14 protein-coding genes are annotated in these 16,226 nt (G+C 67.3%); 7 read left to right on the top strand and 7 right to left on the bottom strand.

Annotated elements, in window-relative coordinates; genetic code table 11:
* Window positions 1–6 precede the first annotated feature (6 nt).
* The 4 genes from H1R19_RS01820 to H1R19_RS01805 all read left to right on the top strand — a co-directional run bounded on the left by H1R19_RS01820 (window position 7) and on the right by H1R19_RS01805 (window position 5,425).
* Window positions 7–1,971 carry a YhgE/Pip domain-containing protein gene (locus H1R19_RS01820; RefSeq protein WP_219850411.1) on the top strand — a complete coding sequence of 655 codons (1,965 nt, stop codon included), beginning with the start codon at window positions 7–9 and terminating at the stop codon, window positions 1,969–1,971.
* 140 nt (window positions 1,972–2,111) lie between these two features.
* On the top strand, window positions 2,112–3,521 hold the full coding sequence (gad, locus tag H1R19_RS01815; RefSeq protein WP_219850410.1) for a glutamate decarboxylase: 1,410 nt from the start codon (window positions 2,112–2,114) through the stop codon (window positions 3,519–3,521).
* An 81-nt stretch (window positions 3,522–3,602) separates the two neighbouring features.
* Window positions 3,603–4,280 carry a hypothetical protein gene (locus H1R19_RS01810; RefSeq protein WP_188330947.1) on the top strand — a complete coding sequence of 226 codons (678 nt, stop codon included), beginning with the start codon at window positions 3,603–3,605 and terminating at the stop codon, window positions 4,278–4,280.
* Window positions 4,277–5,425, top strand: coding sequence for a helix-turn-helix domain-containing protein (locus H1R19_RS01805; RefSeq protein ID WP_219850409.1), 1,149 nt, complete (start codon window positions 4,277–4,279; stop codon window positions 5,423–5,425). The genes H1R19_RS01810 and H1R19_RS01805 overlap by 4 nt, the downstream gene beginning before the upstream one ends.
* On the opposite strand, the gene H1R19_RS01800 is transcribed toward H1R19_RS01805, so the two are convergent.
* Window positions 5,370–6,683 carry a UDP-N-acetylmuramoyl-tripeptide--D-alanyl-D-alanine ligase gene (locus H1R19_RS01800; RefSeq protein ID WP_188330945.1) on the bottom strand — a complete coding sequence of 438 codons (1,314 nt, stop codon included), beginning with the start codon at window positions 6,681–6,683 and terminating at the stop codon, window positions 5,370–5,372. The two genes, H1R19_RS01805 and H1R19_RS01800, sit on opposite strands and share 56 nt — an antisense overlap.
* A gap of 164 nt (window positions 6,684–6,847) precedes the next feature.
* Between H1R19_RS01800 and H1R19_RS01795 the strand changes: the two genes are divergently transcribed.
* On the top strand, window positions 6,848–7,924 hold the full coding sequence (locus tag H1R19_RS01795) for a D-alanine--D-alanine ligase family protein (protein WP_219850408.1): 1,077 nt from the start codon (window positions 6,848–6,850) through the stop codon (window positions 7,922–7,924).
* Window positions 7,925–7,929: 5 nt separating this feature from the next.
* Here the strand turns inward: H1R19_RS01795 and H1R19_RS01790 are convergent, their stop codons facing one another.
* Genes H1R19_RS01790 through H1R19_RS01765 form a run of 6 tightly spaced genes read right to left on the bottom strand, consistent with a single transcriptional unit; the run spans window position 7,930 to window position 14,952 of the window.
* Window positions 7,930–8,433, bottom strand: coding sequence for a hypothetical protein (locus H1R19_RS01790; RefSeq protein WP_219850407.1), 504 nt, complete (start codon window positions 8,431–8,433; stop codon window positions 7,930–7,932).
* Window positions 8,430–9,782, bottom strand: coding sequence for a type 1 glutamine amidotransferase family protein (locus H1R19_RS01785; RefSeq protein ID WP_188330942.1), 1,353 nt, complete (start codon window positions 9,780–9,782; stop codon window positions 8,430–8,432). The genes H1R19_RS01790 and H1R19_RS01785 overlap by 4 nt, the downstream gene beginning before the upstream one ends.
* Before the next feature lie 11 nt (window positions 9,783–9,793).
* Window positions 9,794–10,558 carry an ABC transporter ATP-binding protein gene (locus H1R19_RS01780; RefSeq protein WP_219850406.1) on the bottom strand — a complete coding sequence of 255 codons (765 nt, stop codon included), beginning with the start codon at window positions 10,556–10,558 and terminating at the stop codon, window positions 9,794–9,796.
* Window positions 10,555–12,276 (bottom strand): dipeptide/oligopeptide/nickel ABC transporter permease/ATP-binding protein, encoded by a 1,722-nt coding sequence (locus H1R19_RS01775; protein ID WP_219850405.1) that lies wholly within the window; start codon window positions 12,274–12,276, stop codon window positions 10,555–10,557. The genes H1R19_RS01780 and H1R19_RS01775 overlap by 4 nt, the downstream gene beginning before the upstream one ends.
* Window positions 12,273–13,295, bottom strand: coding sequence for an ABC transporter permease (locus H1R19_RS01770; RefSeq protein ID WP_219850404.1), 1,023 nt, complete (start codon window positions 13,293–13,295; stop codon window positions 12,273–12,275). Before H1R19_RS01770 ends, H1R19_RS01775 begins: the two co-directional genes overlap by 4 nt.
* Before the next feature lies 1 nt (window position 13,296).
* A complete protein-coding gene (locus H1R19_RS01765) occupies window positions 13,297–14,952 on the bottom strand; it encodes an ABC transporter substrate-binding protein (RefSeq protein ID WP_188330938.1) in 1,656 nt (551 codons plus the stop codon).
* A 269-nt stretch (window positions 14,953–15,221) separates the two neighbouring features.
* On the opposite strand from H1R19_RS01765, the gene H1R19_RS01760 reads away from it, so the two are divergent.
* A complete protein-coding gene (locus H1R19_RS01760) occupies window positions 15,222–15,629 on the top strand; it encodes a hypothetical protein (protein ID WP_188330937.1) in 408 nt (135 codons plus the stop codon).
* Between the two features lie 161 nt (window positions 15,630–15,790).
* Complete coding sequence (locus H1R19_RS01755) at window positions 15,791–16,183, top strand: NADH-quinone oxidoreductase subunit A (protein ID WP_188330936.1); 393 nt, start codon at window positions 15,791–15,793, stop codon at window positions 16,181–16,183.
* Window positions 16,184–16,226: the final 43 nt, after the last annotated feature.

Genomic DNA, 16,226 nt, shown 5'->3' with positions numbered 1-16,226 from the left:
GACACGATGTTTGCCGCATTCTCGCCGGGCAGTGACTTCAAGCGGTACTACCGCGGCCGGATGCCACGACTGGCCCTCGTCGTCATCATGCTCATGCCATTGCTGTACGGGGCCATGTACCTGTGGGCGTTCTGGAATCCCTTCGCCGCCGCGGACAAGATCCCGGTCGCACTGGTCAACGAGGACACCGGCACGGTGGTCGACGGACAGAAGCTGGACGCCGGAAGCCAGGTCGCACAAGGGCTGATCGATTCCGGACAGCTCGATCTGAAGGAGGTCTCCGCCGACGAGGCCGCCGACGGTGTCGCCCACGGCAAGTACTACTTCTCCATCACCCTGCCCGCCGATTTCAGCGCAGCCATCGCCTCCCCGACCAGTGACGAACCACGTTCGGCACCACTGATTTTCACCTACAACGACGCAAACAACTATCTGGCGACGATCATCGGCCAGGATGCCGCACAGCAGGTGGTCAACAAGGTCGGCGCCCAGGTGGGTGCCCAGACCTTCGACATCGTCCTCAGCGACGTCGGCACCGTGGCGGGCAAGCTCGGTACGGCCGCGAGCGGCGCGGACGAACTCGCCGCCGGACTCAGGACCGCCAACTCCGGGGCGCAGGAGATCGCGACCGACCTCGTGACGGCCAAGAACGGCGCGGCACAGCTCGCCGGTGGACTCGGCACGCTCGACGCCGCCCTTCTCCGGGCGACCGATCCGCTGCTCGCCGCCATCGGCACCGGCGATCGGACCGGGATATCCCCGGCAGAGGTGAACGCCGCGGCCGACCGGCTGTCCCGCAACGCCGCCGCGGCGTCGAACCAGCTGACGGCAGCGGCCCAGCGACAGTCGCAGGCGGGCACCGCCATCGACGCGGTGATCACCCGGCTGAGCGCCTCATCCGATCCCGCCATGCGCGGCCTCGCCGAGGCGTTGTCGCCGGCGCGCCAGTTCCTCCGTACCAACGGACTCGGCCCGGACGCGAACAATCAGCTCACCCAACTGTCTTCGGACGCGACCCTGCTGTCCGAGCAGCTCGGCAACCCGCAGAGTCCGCTTCGGCTGGGCATGACACTCCTCGAGAACGGCGGGCTGCGCGACGACGTGCTCGCCGCGCGCGGTGTCGCAGGCGAATTGAGCAGCGGCTCTGCCGAACTCAGCACGGGTCTCGGCGAATTGAGTGCCGGTGCCACCGAGCTGGCGAGCGGCACCGTGAAATTGTCCGCGGGTGCGGATGAACTGGCCTCCGGGCTCGACGAGGGCGTGAAGGCACTGCCGTCGTGGACGTCCGAACAGAAAAAGAAGATCGCCTCCACGCTGGCCCAACCGGTTGAACTCCAGGAGCAGTACACCCACGAAGCCCCGACCTTCGGCACCGGCTTCGCCCCGTTCTTCATGTCGCTGGCCCTGTTCGTCGGCGGGATCATCACCTGGATGTTGCTGACCCCCTTGCAGTCCCGTCCGATCGTGCAGGGCTTTTCGTCGATGCGCGTCGTGTTGTCCTCTTACGCACCGGCATTCACCATCGGATTCGTCCAGGCCGCGGTTCTCTACTCGGTCGTCACCTTCGCGGTCGGTCTCCGAGCGGTCCATCCCATCTCGACGTTCCTGTTCCTGCTGCTGGTGGTCGCCACCTTCATGGCGATGATCCAGATGTTCAACGCCGTGTTCGGCGTCGCCGTCGGGCGCGTGGTGACGCTGGCGTTCCTGATGGTGCAGCTGGTGTCGGCGGGAGGCATCTATCCCGTGCCGACCACCGCCACGCCGTTCCAGTACATCCACCATGTCGATCCGATGACATACACCGTCGAAGGCCTGAGACAACTGACCGTGGGTGGTATCGACTACAGATTGTGGCTCGCGACAGCCGTACTCGCCGGCATCACCGTGGTCAGCATGCTGATCTCCTCGTGGGCGGCCCGACGCAATCGCCAGTACACGATGGACCGCCTGTACCCGCCTGTCGAAGTCTAGGGAGGCCGAGAGCCGCCACGCCGCGCGGCCGTCCCGTCCGAGATCACCTCGAACCGTCCTTTCACCCCTACCCCAAGCGCTCACCCAATACCCCGAGCGCTGATCAACCGGCACCTCACCAACCACCCCAGGAGGAACCCATGTCATCCGAGCCCTATTCAAGAGCCCGCACGACAACCAACGTCGGCGATTCCATGACTCTGAGCACCGTCTTCACCCGGGCGGGCGAGGCCACCGAACTGCCCAAGTTCGCACTCAACGACGACATGCTCCTGCCCGACACTGCCTATCAGATCGTCCACGACGAGGCCATGCTCGACGGCAACGCGCGACTGAACCTCGCGACGTTCGTCTCCACCTGGATGGACGACGAGGCCAAACGTCTCTACAGCGAGACCGCCGACAAGAACATGATCGACAAGGACGAATACCCCCAGACGGCCGCGATCGAGGACCGCTGCTGGCGGATCCTCGCGGATCTGTGGAACAACCCCGACGTCGACAACTCGATCGGCACGTCGACCATCGGCTCCTCCGAGGCCTGCATGCTCGGCGGACTCGCGCTCAAGCGCCACTGGCAGACCCGCCGCAAGGCCGAGGGGAAGTCCACCGAAACCCCCAACCTGGTGCTCTCGACCGCCGTGCAGGTGTGTTGGGAGAAGTTCTGCAACTACTTCGAGGTCGAACCCCGCTGGGTTCCGATCAGCCCCGAGCACATGGTTCTCGACGGGTACGAACTGGAGAAGTACGTCGACGAGAACACCATCGGCGTCGTCGCGATCATGGGTCAGACCTACACGGGCATGTATGAGCCGGTGAAGGAGATCGCCGCGAAGCTCGACCAGATCCAGGCAGACACCGGACTCGACGTCAAGATCCACGTCGACGGCGCGTCGGGCGCGATGATCGCCCCGTTCTGCCAGCCCGACCTCGAATGGGATTTCCGGGTCGAGCGGGTCGTGTCCATCAACACATCCGGCCACAAGTACGGGCTGGTCTACCCCGGCGTCGGCTGGATCGTGTGGCGTTCCACCGAGACCCTCCCGGAGAGCATGGTGTTCCACTGCTCGTACCTCGGCGGCGACATGCCCACGCTCGCGCTGAACTTCTCGCGCCCGGGTGCGCAGGTCTTGTTGCAGTACTACATGTTCCTGCGTCTGGGCCGTGAGGGTTACCGACAGGTCCAGCAGGGTTCGCTCGATGTGGCCCAGTGGTTGTCGTCCCAGATCGGGGAGATCGACGCCTTCGAACTCGTCAGCAGGGGTGACACCATCCCGGTGTTCGCGTGGCGCCTGAAGTCCGGGCACACCGACAACTGGACTCTCTACGATCTGTCCGATCGCCTCCGGATGAAGGGTTGGCTGGTGCCGGCATACCCGATGGCCGACGACCTCGCGGACCTGACGGTCCAGCGGATCGTGGTGCGCGCCGGGCTGAGTCACGATCTGGCACGGGCTCTCTTGGCCGACATCCGAACCGAGGTCGAGTTCCTCGATCGTCTCGAGGGCCCCATGCCCCGGGAGGACGACCAGCCACACTTCCACCACTGATCGCGGTTCTCCCACCGTGATCGGGGCCCCGGCCCGGCCGCTGTCCGGGCCGGGGCCCCTCGATCCAGAGCTAGGTATGAGATGACTGTCGCTGTCCCGGCTTCGCCCTCGCGGAGCACGATCCTGACTCCGACCCTGCAGAAACAATGCTGGGGATTCATGATCGGGTCCTCCCTGTTCGCGCTGGGTTCGGCGCCCGGCTTCGGCAGTCTGGCCGGCCCGGCGACCGTCAACCTCTGCTTCTTCATCGGTGCCTGGTTCTTCACCGCCGCCGGACTGATCCAGCTGCTGCTGTCCGGTCCGGTCACCACCCGCGTCGACTATGGCAGCGGCGTGATGGTGCGAGCCGACTGGCTCTCTGCCGCAACACAATCACTGGGCACGGTGCTGTTCAACGTGAGCACCACCGCCGCACTGACGGCGCACTCGATCCCCGCTGAGCGCGATCTCGTCTGGTCTCCCGACGCCGGCGGATCCATCGCCTTCCTCGTCAGCGGGTTCCTCGCCGTCCTCGGCTACAAGCACGCCAGGCAGCTCGTCGACCCAGGCTCACGGACCTGGTGGGCCGCCGTTGTCAATCTGTTGGGCTGCATCGCCTTCGGGATCTCGGCGGTCGGCGCGTACATCACCGCCGCCGGAGTCACCGTCGACACCGCGATCGCCAACGTGGGCACCTTCGCCGGCGCACTGTGCTTCCTGCTCGCGGCGTTCCTGCTGCTCCCCCGCTGGGATCGGAGCAATCCGGAGATCGTGGCATGACCACGCGTGACGCAGCACCCGCCCTGCCGTCGGACGTCGTCGACGCCTGGCAGCAACGCATCGGGGTCGCCGAAGCCGAACATCCGCCATCCATCCGGCTCAGCGGACAGGACGGGTTGCGGAGCTACGGCCAGCATGTCGAGGTGCTCACCGACAAGCCCGAGAGCTTCGACTCGGTGATGTACATCCGCAAGCTCTCGGTGATCGGGACGTTCTGCAGCCTGCACACGCCGTTTCAGGTCGTACGGACCCCCAGGCTCATCAGACAGCAGCCATCCGAGGACCTCGTGATCGGCGTCCACACGATGCGTGGCCGGCACACGGTCAAACAGGGTAGCCGCGACTTCGCCTACGGTCCGGGACAACTCGCGTTCGTCAGCAACGCCTCGCCGTACTCCGAACGCACGTATGAGATCAACGACCCTGCGGGACTGGTGATCCCGCTGGAGTTACTGGGCGATCAACGACGCATCGCCGAGCAGGCGATTCGCCCGGTGGCCTCACACACGCTTCTCGCACGATCGACAGCGGCCTTCATCCTGCAATTCGCCTCCGACACGGCGGTCGCCGCGGCCGATCCCGATCACGACACGGAGATGGCCGCGATCGAGCTCGTCCGGGCGGCACTCGGACAGCTGGACTTCGACAATCGCCGGCTCACCGACAACGCGCTCTTCGTGCGTGAGGCCGTGACGCAACTCATCGAGCGACATCATCGCGATCCCTCGTTCTCCCCCGACACCATCGCGCGCCATCTCCACATCAGCCGCCGACAGCTGTACCGCCACTTCGAGGACACCGAGGACTCGTTGGCATGCCGGATCGCCGATCGCCGGCTGAAGTCGGCCAGCGCACTGCTGCGCACACGACCGGAGATGTCGGTCACCGAGGTCGCACGCGCGTCGGGCTTTCCGTCGAGCCCGACCATGCGCAACCGATTCCGCGCGGAGCTGGGCGTCGGCCCGAGTGAGTACCGGGCACGGTTCCGGCAATCGGAGGGCATCGGCCTCACCACCCGCGACCGGAGTCTGGCCACCCCGGTGCGCGCCACGCGCGAGGTCGGGCCCGTACCCACCGGGCACGTCGACATCAGTCCAGCAGCGCCTGGGCCACCCGCTCGAGCGCCGCAACCCGACTGCCCTTGACCAGCACGGCATCCCCGTCACCGACGTCGGAGAGAAGGGAGACCGCGTCGTCGACGCCGGCGACGTGCCGGGCGGTGTCGCCATAGGCCTCCTCGGCGACCGCGACCACCTCGACGCCGAGGTCACGCGCCTCGAGGGCGATCGCAAGGTGCTGCTCGGGCGAGTCGGCGCCGAGCTCGGCCATGGTGCCCAGCACCGCCACCCGGCGCGATGCCGGTAGCGCGGCAAGCGATTTCAGCGCCGCCGACATCGACGTCGGGTTCGCGTTGTAGGCGTCGTTGAGGACGACGACTCCCGACGACGATCGTGCGAGTTCCATTCGCAGACCGGACAGTTGCGCCGACGACATCCCGGCTGCGATGTCCTGAACCGACACCCCGAGGCCACCGCCGGCAGCGGCGGCCGCGAGCGCGTTGGGTACCTGATGCTCACCACGTGCACCGAGTCGGACGTCGGCCGATCCCCACGGGGTGTGCAGGCGGAACGACGCCCGCAGCTCGTCGTCGACGACGATGTCGGATGCGTACACGTCTGCATCCGGGGACAATCCGTAGCGCAGCACCCGAGCCGAGGTGCGGTCGGCCATCGCCGCGACGTAGCGGTGATCGGCGTTCAGCACGGCGATGCCGTCGGCCGGAAGGCATTCGACGAGTTCACCTTTCGCCCGTGCGACGGACTCGATGTCGCCGAAGAGCTCCAGGTGCACGCCCTCGACGCGGGTGATCACCCCGACGGTCGGGCGAGCGATGGAACACAGCAGGTCGATGTGCCCGATGCCGCGCGCACCCATCTCCAGGACCACGGCTTCCACGTCGTCGTCCGCGCCGGCCAACGTGATCGGGAGACCGAGCTCGTTGTTGAAGGACTTCTCGCTCGCGGCGGTGCGGTAGGTGGTCCCGAGCACCCCGGCGAGCAGATCTTTCGTCGACGTCTTGCCGACCGACCCGGTGACCCCGACCACCCGGTCGGGGATGCGGCTGCGTACCGCTCGCCCGAGGTCGGCCAGGGCGAGGGCGGTGTCGGGCACCCGGATGGCGGTGCCGCCGACCGGCTCGTCCTGCGTGGTGAAGTACGCCGCCGCGCCGCTCTCGAGGGCAGCCGGGATGAAGTCGTGACCGTCGCGTTCGGCCACGACCGGCACGAACAGCTGGCCCGGCCGGATGCTCCGCGAGTCGATGCTCGCCCCGTCGATCTGCACGTCGGGGCCGATCAGCTCACCGCCCACCGCCTCCGCGACCTCGCTCGCTCTGAAATGCACGGGTCCACGCTAGTCGACGCCCGTCCACCGCCCCGAGTCGCGGATACATCCCCGCACGCCCGACCCCACACGACAGCCGCGATCGAGGCCCGTGCCACCCGAGCTCCCCGAACGGACCCCGACACACAGAGAACTCGAATGCGGGGGGCCGTATCGTGGCAGGCATGTCTTCTCGGCTGCTGCGTCTGGTGGTTCTCTACGGTGGCGTCTCCGCCGAACACGATGTGTCCCGGGTCACCGCGGCGCACGTCCTCGCAGCTGCCGACCGCACCAAGTACGACCTCGTACCCATCGGGATCGCGAAGGACGGCACCTGGCTGCGCAACGACAAGGCGATTGCCGCCATCACCGACGGCACGCCGCTGCCCGACGCGCTCGAGGTTGACGGAACCGCGGTGGAGCCGCTGACCGAGCTGCGTGGTCACGCGGACGAGGCGATCACGGTCGTCCTCCCGTTGCTGCACGGCCCCCACGGTGAGGACGGCACCATTCAGGGGATGCTCGAGCTGTTCAAGCTGCCCTACGTGGGCGCCGGGGTCCTGTCGTCGGCCGTCTGCATGGACAAGGCCCTGGCCAAGATCGTCGCCGCGCAGGAAGGCATCCCGCAGTGCCGCTGGGTCGAGTTCCGCGACGGCGTCGACGACCCCACCTCCATCACGACCCGCGCCATCGACGAACTCGGTCTGCCGGTGTTCGTCAAGCCTGCGAATCTCGGGTCCTCGGTCGGAATCACCAAGGCCCACGACGAGCCCGAACTAGATGCCGCCATCAACCTCGCGCTGCGTTACGACAACGTGGTCATCATCGAGGAGGCCGTGACCGGACGTGAGATCGAGGTGGCGGTTCTCGGCGACACGGCACCCGAGACCTCGGTGCCCGGCGAGATCAAGCCGGGCAGCGAGTTCTACGACTACGAGGACAAGTACGTCACCGGCGCGGCCGAACTGGTCATCCCGGCGCAGGTCTCCGATGCCGCGACCGCCGAGGTCCGCGAGCTCGCCGCCCGCACCTTCACCGCGATGCGGTGCACCGGCATGGCGCGGGTGGACTTCTTCTACGAGGAGCCCGGGCGTGGCTGGCTACTCAACGAGGTGAACACCATCCCGGGCTTCACCCCCGGTTCGATGTACCCCAAGCTCTGGGAGGCCAGCGGCGTCGCCTACCCGGATCTCATCGACCAGCTGGTGACTTTCGCGCTCGAGGTGCACCGACGCCGCGTCGGGTTCTCCACCGAGCACTGACCGTTTCAGTCTCCGACGACGTCGTAGACCTGGTCGGCCGGTGCGGCGAGCAGCCGGTCGGCCATTTCCTGCTTGAGTGCCGTGAGGCGAACGTCCTCGGCGTCGGTGCGGGACGCCTTGCGCCCCAGCTGGATGAACTCGTCGGTGACGAACCCCTCGCGGATCTCGAGACGGACCAGATTGTCGCGGTACCCGAGCTCGAAGACATAGCGCTCCAATGTTTCTCCGCGGTCGGTGCGTTCGAGCGCGGAGTCGACGGTGAACCGGTCCTCGGTGACCGCGCGTAGCACCATCTCCATCGTGTCCCGCACACCGGGCCCGCGATGCGCGGTGCCGACGCGGACGTCGCGACGCTCGACGGTCCCCTCCTCGCCGAGCAGCGGCAGGGCACGCTCGAGCACCTTGTATGCGTGCGCAACGCCGCCGGGGAAGCCCGGCCCGTGGTAGAGCATCACGTCATCGATGTCGAACGCCAGGATCTTTCCCTGGTCGGCGAGCTTCAGTGTCATCGGATCGACTCCTGTGTGGTGAGGGGGCGCTTCTTGCGTGCCTGGGCGGACGCGAACTCGGGGACCCACGGCATGAACCCGTCGAGGAAGCGTTCGGTGGCGGGCATGAAATAGGCGCCGAAGTGGGACATCGGGTCGAGGGTGGAGATCACCAGTGTGCCCGGCGTGCTCACCTCGTCGACGTAGAGCAGTGTCTCATCGGTCGGCAGGTCGACCAGCGCCTGCGCACCGGCGGGCGGTTCGACGACGCCGTGGTAATGCCATGTGCAGTCCTTCAGTTCGAGGCGCTCGAAGAAGGAGTGGTCGGGGTTCGGGGAACGCAGGCCCATGTCGGCACCGTCCTCGAGCCACCACCAGTAGTTGGTGGGACGATGCGCCCAGTGGACACCGGGCAGGAATTCGGCGAGCGGCTCGCCGCCGCTGAAAGCGATGACGGTGCCGCCGGATTCGAGGAACTCGAGGATCCGGGGTGCGGCCGCGTTCAAGTGTCCGCGATGGATTCGCTCGGGGATGATGAGGGCGTCGTACCCGCGCAGGTCGGTGTCGGCGAGCTCGGGCAGGTACAGCAGGCCGCCGGTGACGTGCTCGCCGTACTTCTCGATGGTCAGCGCCCGGTGGTGATGCGCATTGCCGCCGTAGACGGCCGCGACGCCCGAACCCGTTCCGGTGGAAGGGCTTGCGGGCAGCTTCTCCCACGGCTCCGTCGGCGCGTTGCCCGCCGGTCGCGGGGTGGCGCGCAGGTCGTCGACCTCGTCACACGCCCACTGCGCGAGCTGCGCGGGGATACGCGCGGCCGTGCTGTCCTCGATGCCCGACGAATAGGCGAACAGGTCGGCGGTGGCGTGGACGAGGATTGTGCCCGCGGTCGACACCCGGTCGATGTAGGTGGTCGCCTGTCCGCCGACGAGCCGGACCAGCACTTCGGCGCCCTCGGGTACCGGGTGATGGCCTCGTGCGAAGAAGCCGCGCACTCCGCGCCGGGTGTCCATGTCGAGGGACGTCACCCCGGCGAAGATCGGATGGTCGGCGACCTCGGTGACCTCGTAGGTGGCCCGGCGCTGCGGCATGGCCGGCTCGAAAGGCCTTGTGCCGGGGAGCCAGTCACGGTGCAGGTGGCCGCCGAAGACCACCACGTTCCCGGCGTCGAGGAAGCGACGGATCACATCGCGATTCCGGGCGAGGTGTTCCTGGTCGACGGTCGAGGAGAACACCAGCACGTCGAACGGTGCGAGGGCGGCGTCGTCGAGGGCGTAGCAGTCGATTCCGGTGACGTCGAAGCCGAGTTTCCCCTCGGCGAAGGGCGAGCCCTCCCCCGTCGGGTACATCGTCACCATGGCGAACTTTGTCATCAATCCTTCTCTCACTTGTCCCGCGGGCGACTCGCGGCTGATACGAGTCGCGCAGTGTAGGGGTCTCGGGGTGCCGACAGCACTTCGTCCACCGGGCCTGATTCGACGACGCGCCCGGCGCGCATCACCACGACGCGACTCGAACCGCGTTGTGCGAGAGCCAGATCGTGGGTGATGTGGACGATCGCGATGCCGTCGACGCGGCACAGCCGGTCCATCAGGTCGATGATCTCCATCCGCAGGGAGGCGTCGAGGCCGCTGGTCGGTTCGTCGGCCAGGATCAGCCGCGGTTGTGCCACCACGGCCCGGGCGAATGCGACGCGCTGCCGTTCGCCACCGGACAGCTGATGTTGGAAACGGTTCAGATAGTCCTGCGCCGGTGTCAGATTCACCGCTTCGAGTGCGCGGGCCACCGCATCCGACTGTTCGGTCCGGTTGCCGATTCCGTGGATCACCAAGGGCTCGGCGACGATGTCGGCGACCCTCAGCGTCGGCGGCAGCGAGGCGTACGGGTCCTGGAACACCAGGTGGATGTCGCGCCGCAGTGGGCGGGCCTTGCGGCGGGACAGCGAGAGGATATCGACGCCGTCGAAGGTCACCGCACCCGCGGAGGGGGCGACGAGGCCGGCGACCACTTTCGCGACCGTCGACTTACCTGCGCCCGAACCTCCCACCAGGGCCACGGATTCACCGGCGTCGACGCGCAGATCCACGTCGTCGACCGCGGTGTGTCCACGGAATTCGACGGACAGTCCGGAGATCTCGAGAAGGCTCATGAGCCCACCAGTTCCGTTGCGGCCGGCTGCAGACGGAGTAGTGCGCCGAGCAGATCGCGGGTGTGTTCCTGCTGCGGGTCGGCCATCAGCGCGGCCGTCGGTCCGGACTCGATGATCCGCCCGTCGTACATCACCGCGATGGTGTCGGCGATCCGCTCGACCGCGGCCAGGTTGTGCGACACGAGCAGCACGGTGAGACCCAGCTCGTCGCGGAGACGGGCCAGGAGATCGAGCACCTCCACCTCGACGAGCACGTCGAGGCCGCTGGTCGGTTCGTCGGCGACGAGGACGGTCGGATCGTTGGCCAGGGCGATGGCGATCACGACGCGCTGACGCATGCCGCCGGAGAGTTCGTGCGGGTAGGCCCCGATCCGGCCGGCGTCGATCCCGACCAGTCCGAGGAGCTCGACCGCGCGGGCACGTGCCTCTTCGCGCGTTGCATCACGGTGGACGCAGATGGCCTCGATCAGCTGGTCACCGATGCGTTGCACGGGATCGAGCGCACTCATGGCCTCCTGGGGGATGAGGGCGATGTCGTTGCCGCGCATGGCCCGGAGTTCTCCGGGCCGCATGGCGGCGACGTCCCGTCCGCAGATCTCCACCGATCCCGCGGTGATCTCTCCCGCCGGCGACAGCAGCCCGACGGTGACCGCGGCGACAGTGGACTTGCCGCTGCCGGATTCGCCGACCACGGCCACGATCTCGCCCGCCTTCGCGGTCAGGCTCACATCGTCGACCGTCGGACGCCCGTCCTCGCTGTAGGAGACCGAGAGGTGCGAGATCCGCAGGGGAGGTGCGTCGGCATCGGGCATACCGGCGACGATCCGCTGGGGCACAGACCTTCTCGACAACTTCTTCCGTCGCACCAGCATCGGGCGTGACCGCTCCTCCAGCGCGTTGCCGATCAGGGCGAAACCCAGCACGGTCGCGGCGATCGCGATACCCGGCGGCACCACCCACCACATCCAGGCGTCGGTGAGGAACGCGCTGCGCTGATGCGCCAGGGACAACATCGATCCCCAGCTGGGTGCCGAGATGTCGCCGAGGCCGAGGAACGACAACGACGCCTCGAGGAGCACCGCCGTCTTGGTGGCGAGAATGAACTGCGGGACCACCAGCGGGACCACCGCCGGAAAGACATGGCGTCGAAGGACATACGGTGTGGTTGCGCCCATCGACCGCAGCGCCTGCAGATGATCGCGCTCACGCAGGGACAGCACCTGCGAACGCAGTTCGCGGGCCAGGCCCGCCCACAGGACCGCGGAGATCACCAGGATCTGCGTGGTCAGACCGGGACCGATGAACACCCCGATCACGATCGTCAGCGGCAGGACCGGCAGGGACAGCACCACATCGGTGATGCGCATCAGTACCGCGTCGATCGTCCCGCGGCAGTAGCCGGCGATGATGCCGACCAGTGCGCCGATCACGGTGGCCGCCAGCCCCGCGATGATGCCGACCGTCAACGAGATCTTCGCGCCGTGCAGCAGCATCGACAGCAGGTCGTGGCCTGCGTCGTCGGATCCGAGCCAGTGGTCGCCGGAGGGTCGCGCGAACGGCCGGGTGACGCGCTCGCCGGGATCGTGGGGCGAGATCCACGGTGCGAAGATCGCACACACCGCCAGGACACCGAGAATGCTCGCGCCGACGATGGCGCTGGTCCGCGATCTCGACGAGACGGTGGGCCCGCCCCGTTGCACATCGGTTGCCCGTTTCATGACGAAACCGCTTCCTGTGGAGACGGTTCGGCCGTCTCGGCGCGCCGGCGCCGGACCCGCGGATCGATCAGTGGATAGGTGAGGTCGGCGACGATGTTGGCCGCGATGATGCCGATCGTCGCCAGGAGGAACGCGCCCTGGAGCAGCGGATAGTCGCGGGTGGTCACCGCGTCGTAGGTCAGCTTGCCCAGCCCGGGGTAGGAGAAGACGGTCTCGACGACCACTGCCCCCGACAGCATGGTGCCCACGGCGAGGGTGAGAGTGGTGAAGACCGGTAGCAGAGCGTTGCGCATCGCGTGCCCCATGGCGACCTGCCGTTCGCGCAGGCCCTTGGCCCGGGCGAGACGGATGTACGGCTCGTCGAGCACGACCACCGTCGACGCCCGGGACAGCAGGAAGAAGCCGCCGATGCTGGCGATCGTCAGGGTGGCGACCGGAAGCACAAGCCGCGCGATGACCTCGCCGAACCAGGCCCAGCCCTCGGCACCGATGGTCGCGGCGCCGTACGACGGGAACCAGCCGAGCCCGACGGAGAAGATCGCGATGAGGATCATGCCGACCCAGAAGCCCGGCATCGAGTCGACCGCGAGCGTCGCGGTCAGGGTCGCGGTCTCCCGCTTGGTCCCACGACGCCACGCCGCCCAGGTTCCGAGGAGGGTGCCGAGCACCGCGGCGAACAACATGCCGAGGCCGACCAGCGCCACCGTCCACGGCAGTTTGTCCATCAGCACGTCGAACACCGGCCGGTTCATCGACACCGACATGCCCAGGTCGCCCCGGAGCAGGCCCGCCCAGAAGGACAGGTACTGCTCCGGGATGCTCTGGTCGAGGCCGTATTCGGCACGAATCCGGGCGACGTACTCGGGCGCGAGGTTTCCCTCGGCGCCGCCGTACAGATAGACGACCGGATCTCCCGGCGCCAGGTGCGGCAGCGCGAAGTTGAGGGTCACCGCCGCCCACAGCACCAGCAGATACTGGCCGACTCGCCGGGCGAGCGACCGCAGTCGGTCAGCGGACATCTCAGTCGTTCGGAGCTATCGCGTGCGCCTTCTCGGCGACGTCACGGGGCAGGAACGACCACTTCTGGACGATGCCGTAGCCGGGTGTCACGACCCAGCCGCCGAACTTGTCCGACCGGTAGCCCCAGTACTCCTCGGGGTAGTACAGGCCGATGGCCGTCGGCTGCTTGTTGAAGACGTCCTGGATCTTGTACAGCGCGTTGATCCGGTCCTCGTTGGTCTCGGTGGCCTTCCACTCCTCGTAGAGGGCGTCGAACTCCGGGTAGGGAAGGCTCGGGTGCTTCCACAGGTTGCCGGAGCGGTGCGACATGATGAACTGCGTCGAATCGGCAACGGCGTGCGGCGAATTCGTGGTGATCAGCATGTCGTAGGACTTGTCGGAGCTGACCTCCGAGATGGACCCGGCGTCGAGCGCCTTGATCGAGACGTCGATCCCGACGGCGGCGAAGTCCTCCTGCAGGAGTTCGGCGGCCCGGACGTCGGGGGCGAGCCCGCCGTCGACGTAGAGCGTCAGCGGCAGCTTCTCACCGTTGGGCTTCTCACGCTTGCCGTCACCGTCGACGTCGCGGTACCCGAGTTCGTCGAGGATGGTGCGCGCCTCGTCGGCGTCGTAGGGGGTGTTGGTGTCCGGCTTCGCGTACGGCGCGTCGGGGTGGACGTAACCCTGCGTCGCGGGACGCCCGCGGCCGAGCGCGACGACGTCGAGCAGCTGGTCACGGTCGACCGCACGGCTGACCGCGGTACGGAAGCGGGCCTCGGCGAAGGGCTCCTCGAGGAAGTTCAGCTTGAGCTCCGGGTACTGCAGCGGCGCGGCCTCGATGACACCGATGTCGGGCGTCGACTTGAACTGGTCGACCAGTTCGGGATTCAGCGGGCGAGTGGTCGCATCGATCTCGCCCGAACGCAGCGCGGTGAAGGTGGCCGACGCATCGGGGATCACCGGCATCTTCAGTTCGTCGACGGTCGGCTTGCCCGCGAAGTACTCCGTGTTGGCCTCGAAGCGGTAGCCCGACGTCGGGCTGTAGTCGACGAGCTTGAACGGCCCGGTGCCGATCGGCAGGTCGGTGACCTGCTTGACGTCGGCGGGGTCGACCGCCGACCACACGTGTTCGGGCAGGATCGGGAGATCGGCGAGGGTGACGGTACCCAGCTCGGGGCACGCGTAGTCACAGACGAAGCGGACGCCGCCGTCGTCGGTGGGGACGACGGTCGAGATCGACGGGGTGTCGTTGATGTGGTGGGTGAACCGGCCGGTGGGCGCGGCATGCATGAAGTGGAAACTGAACATGACGTCGTCGGCGGTGAACTTCTCGCCGTCGTGCCACTTCACGTCGTCCCGCAGGCCGACCTCCCACGTCTTCGCGTCGACCTGTTCGACGGAAGTCGCCAGCCACGGCTGCGGCTCCGCCACATATGGCGACGGCGCGAGCAGCTTGTCGTACACCAGCTCGGTCATCTGGTCGGTCTGACCGGCGAAGATGTTCAGCGGTCCGGCGTCCTTGTTGGTCGCGACGGTCAGCGTCGTGGCGGTCTCCGGCCCGGCGGCGCGGTCGGCGTCAGAATCGCCGCCGCCGCACGCGGTCAGGGCGAGTACGGGGACGAGGCACAGCGACAAGGCGGCAACAGACCGCCGCGCCCTCGTGTGGGTGTACGACATCTCGGCAACAACTCTCTATTCAGGTTTGCATTGCCTAACTAAGGCTAGGCTCACCCTAGAGAGCGTCGGAGCGCAATGCAAACCCCGACATTTCGTACATTTGACCCACATCGTGGCCCGTCCGAGTTTCGGAGGATCAGCGCCCGGCCTCAGAACACGCACCGCCACACCGACTTTCCACCGGCCACCGCGCCGGGACACCAGACCGCCACCCGTCAGGTCGCACAAACCCCCCAAACCCCGCCACCCCCGGCGGTAGCATCGCAACCGTGACCGACCCCCAGGCTGCCCGGGCGCTGCGTGTACTGGTCTACTCCGACGATTCCGAGACGCGCGCACAGGTCATCAACACGCTCGGCACCCGTCCCGATCCCGCCATCCCGGTCCTCAGTTTCATCGAGGTCGCCACCGCGCCAATGGTCTTCGCGCAACTCGATGCCGGCGTCATCGACGTCGTGATCGCCGACGGCGAGTCCTCTCCGGCGGGTGGCATGGGCGTGGCCAAGCAGATGAAGGACGAGCTCGACCCCAGCCCCCCGGTCCTGGTCCTCCTCGGTCGCGCCGACGACCGCTGGCTCGCCGACTGGTCCCGCGCCGACGCAGTGGCCACCCTGCCGGTCGATCCCATCGCCCTGCCGCGCGCCTTCGTCGACATGGTCAGAAACGCCGAACTCTAGAAAACAGTGACTCCCGCCAGCCGCTCACCTAGGCTTGTGTTGTAGCTCACATTCGTACTGGCGGGCCCAGATCGGACCGGCGGCACGAGTAGGACGAAACCCGAGCCGGCACCACCCAACAGGTGCGATCCGGCTGCCACAAGCGAGGAGGGGTCCGCGCTTTGAACGCCTACGTCCCGATCATGATCCTCGGGGCAATCGGCGTGGCGTTTGCCGTTTTCAGTGTCTTCGTCGGCACCGCGATCGGGCCGAAACGGTACAACCGCGCCAAACTGGAGCCCTACGAGTGCGGCATCGAGCCGGTCGAGCAGAGCCTGCTGTCGCCACGCGCCGGCGCGGTGGCAACCGGCTCGGTCCAGCGCGTACCGGTGAAGTACTACCTCACCGCAATGCTCTTCATCATCTTCGACATCGAGATCGTCTTCCTCTATCCATGGGCTGTCGCCTTCGACTCGCTCGGCTGGTTCGGACTCATGGCCATGCTCCTGTTCATCGTCAACGTCTCCGTCGCCTACGCCTACGAATGGCGGCGCGGCGGACTGAGTTGGGACTGAGCACCTTTCAACGTTCACCGGCGAGATTTCACCACTGCGAGGA

Source organism: Gordonia jinghuaiqii (genome assembly GCF_014041935.1).
Taxonomy (GTDB): Bacteria; Actinomycetota; Actinomycetes; order Mycobacteriales; family Mycobacteriaceae; genus Gordonia; species Gordonia jinghuaiqii.
This window is presented reverse-complemented; position numbering and strand designations above follow the sequence as displayed.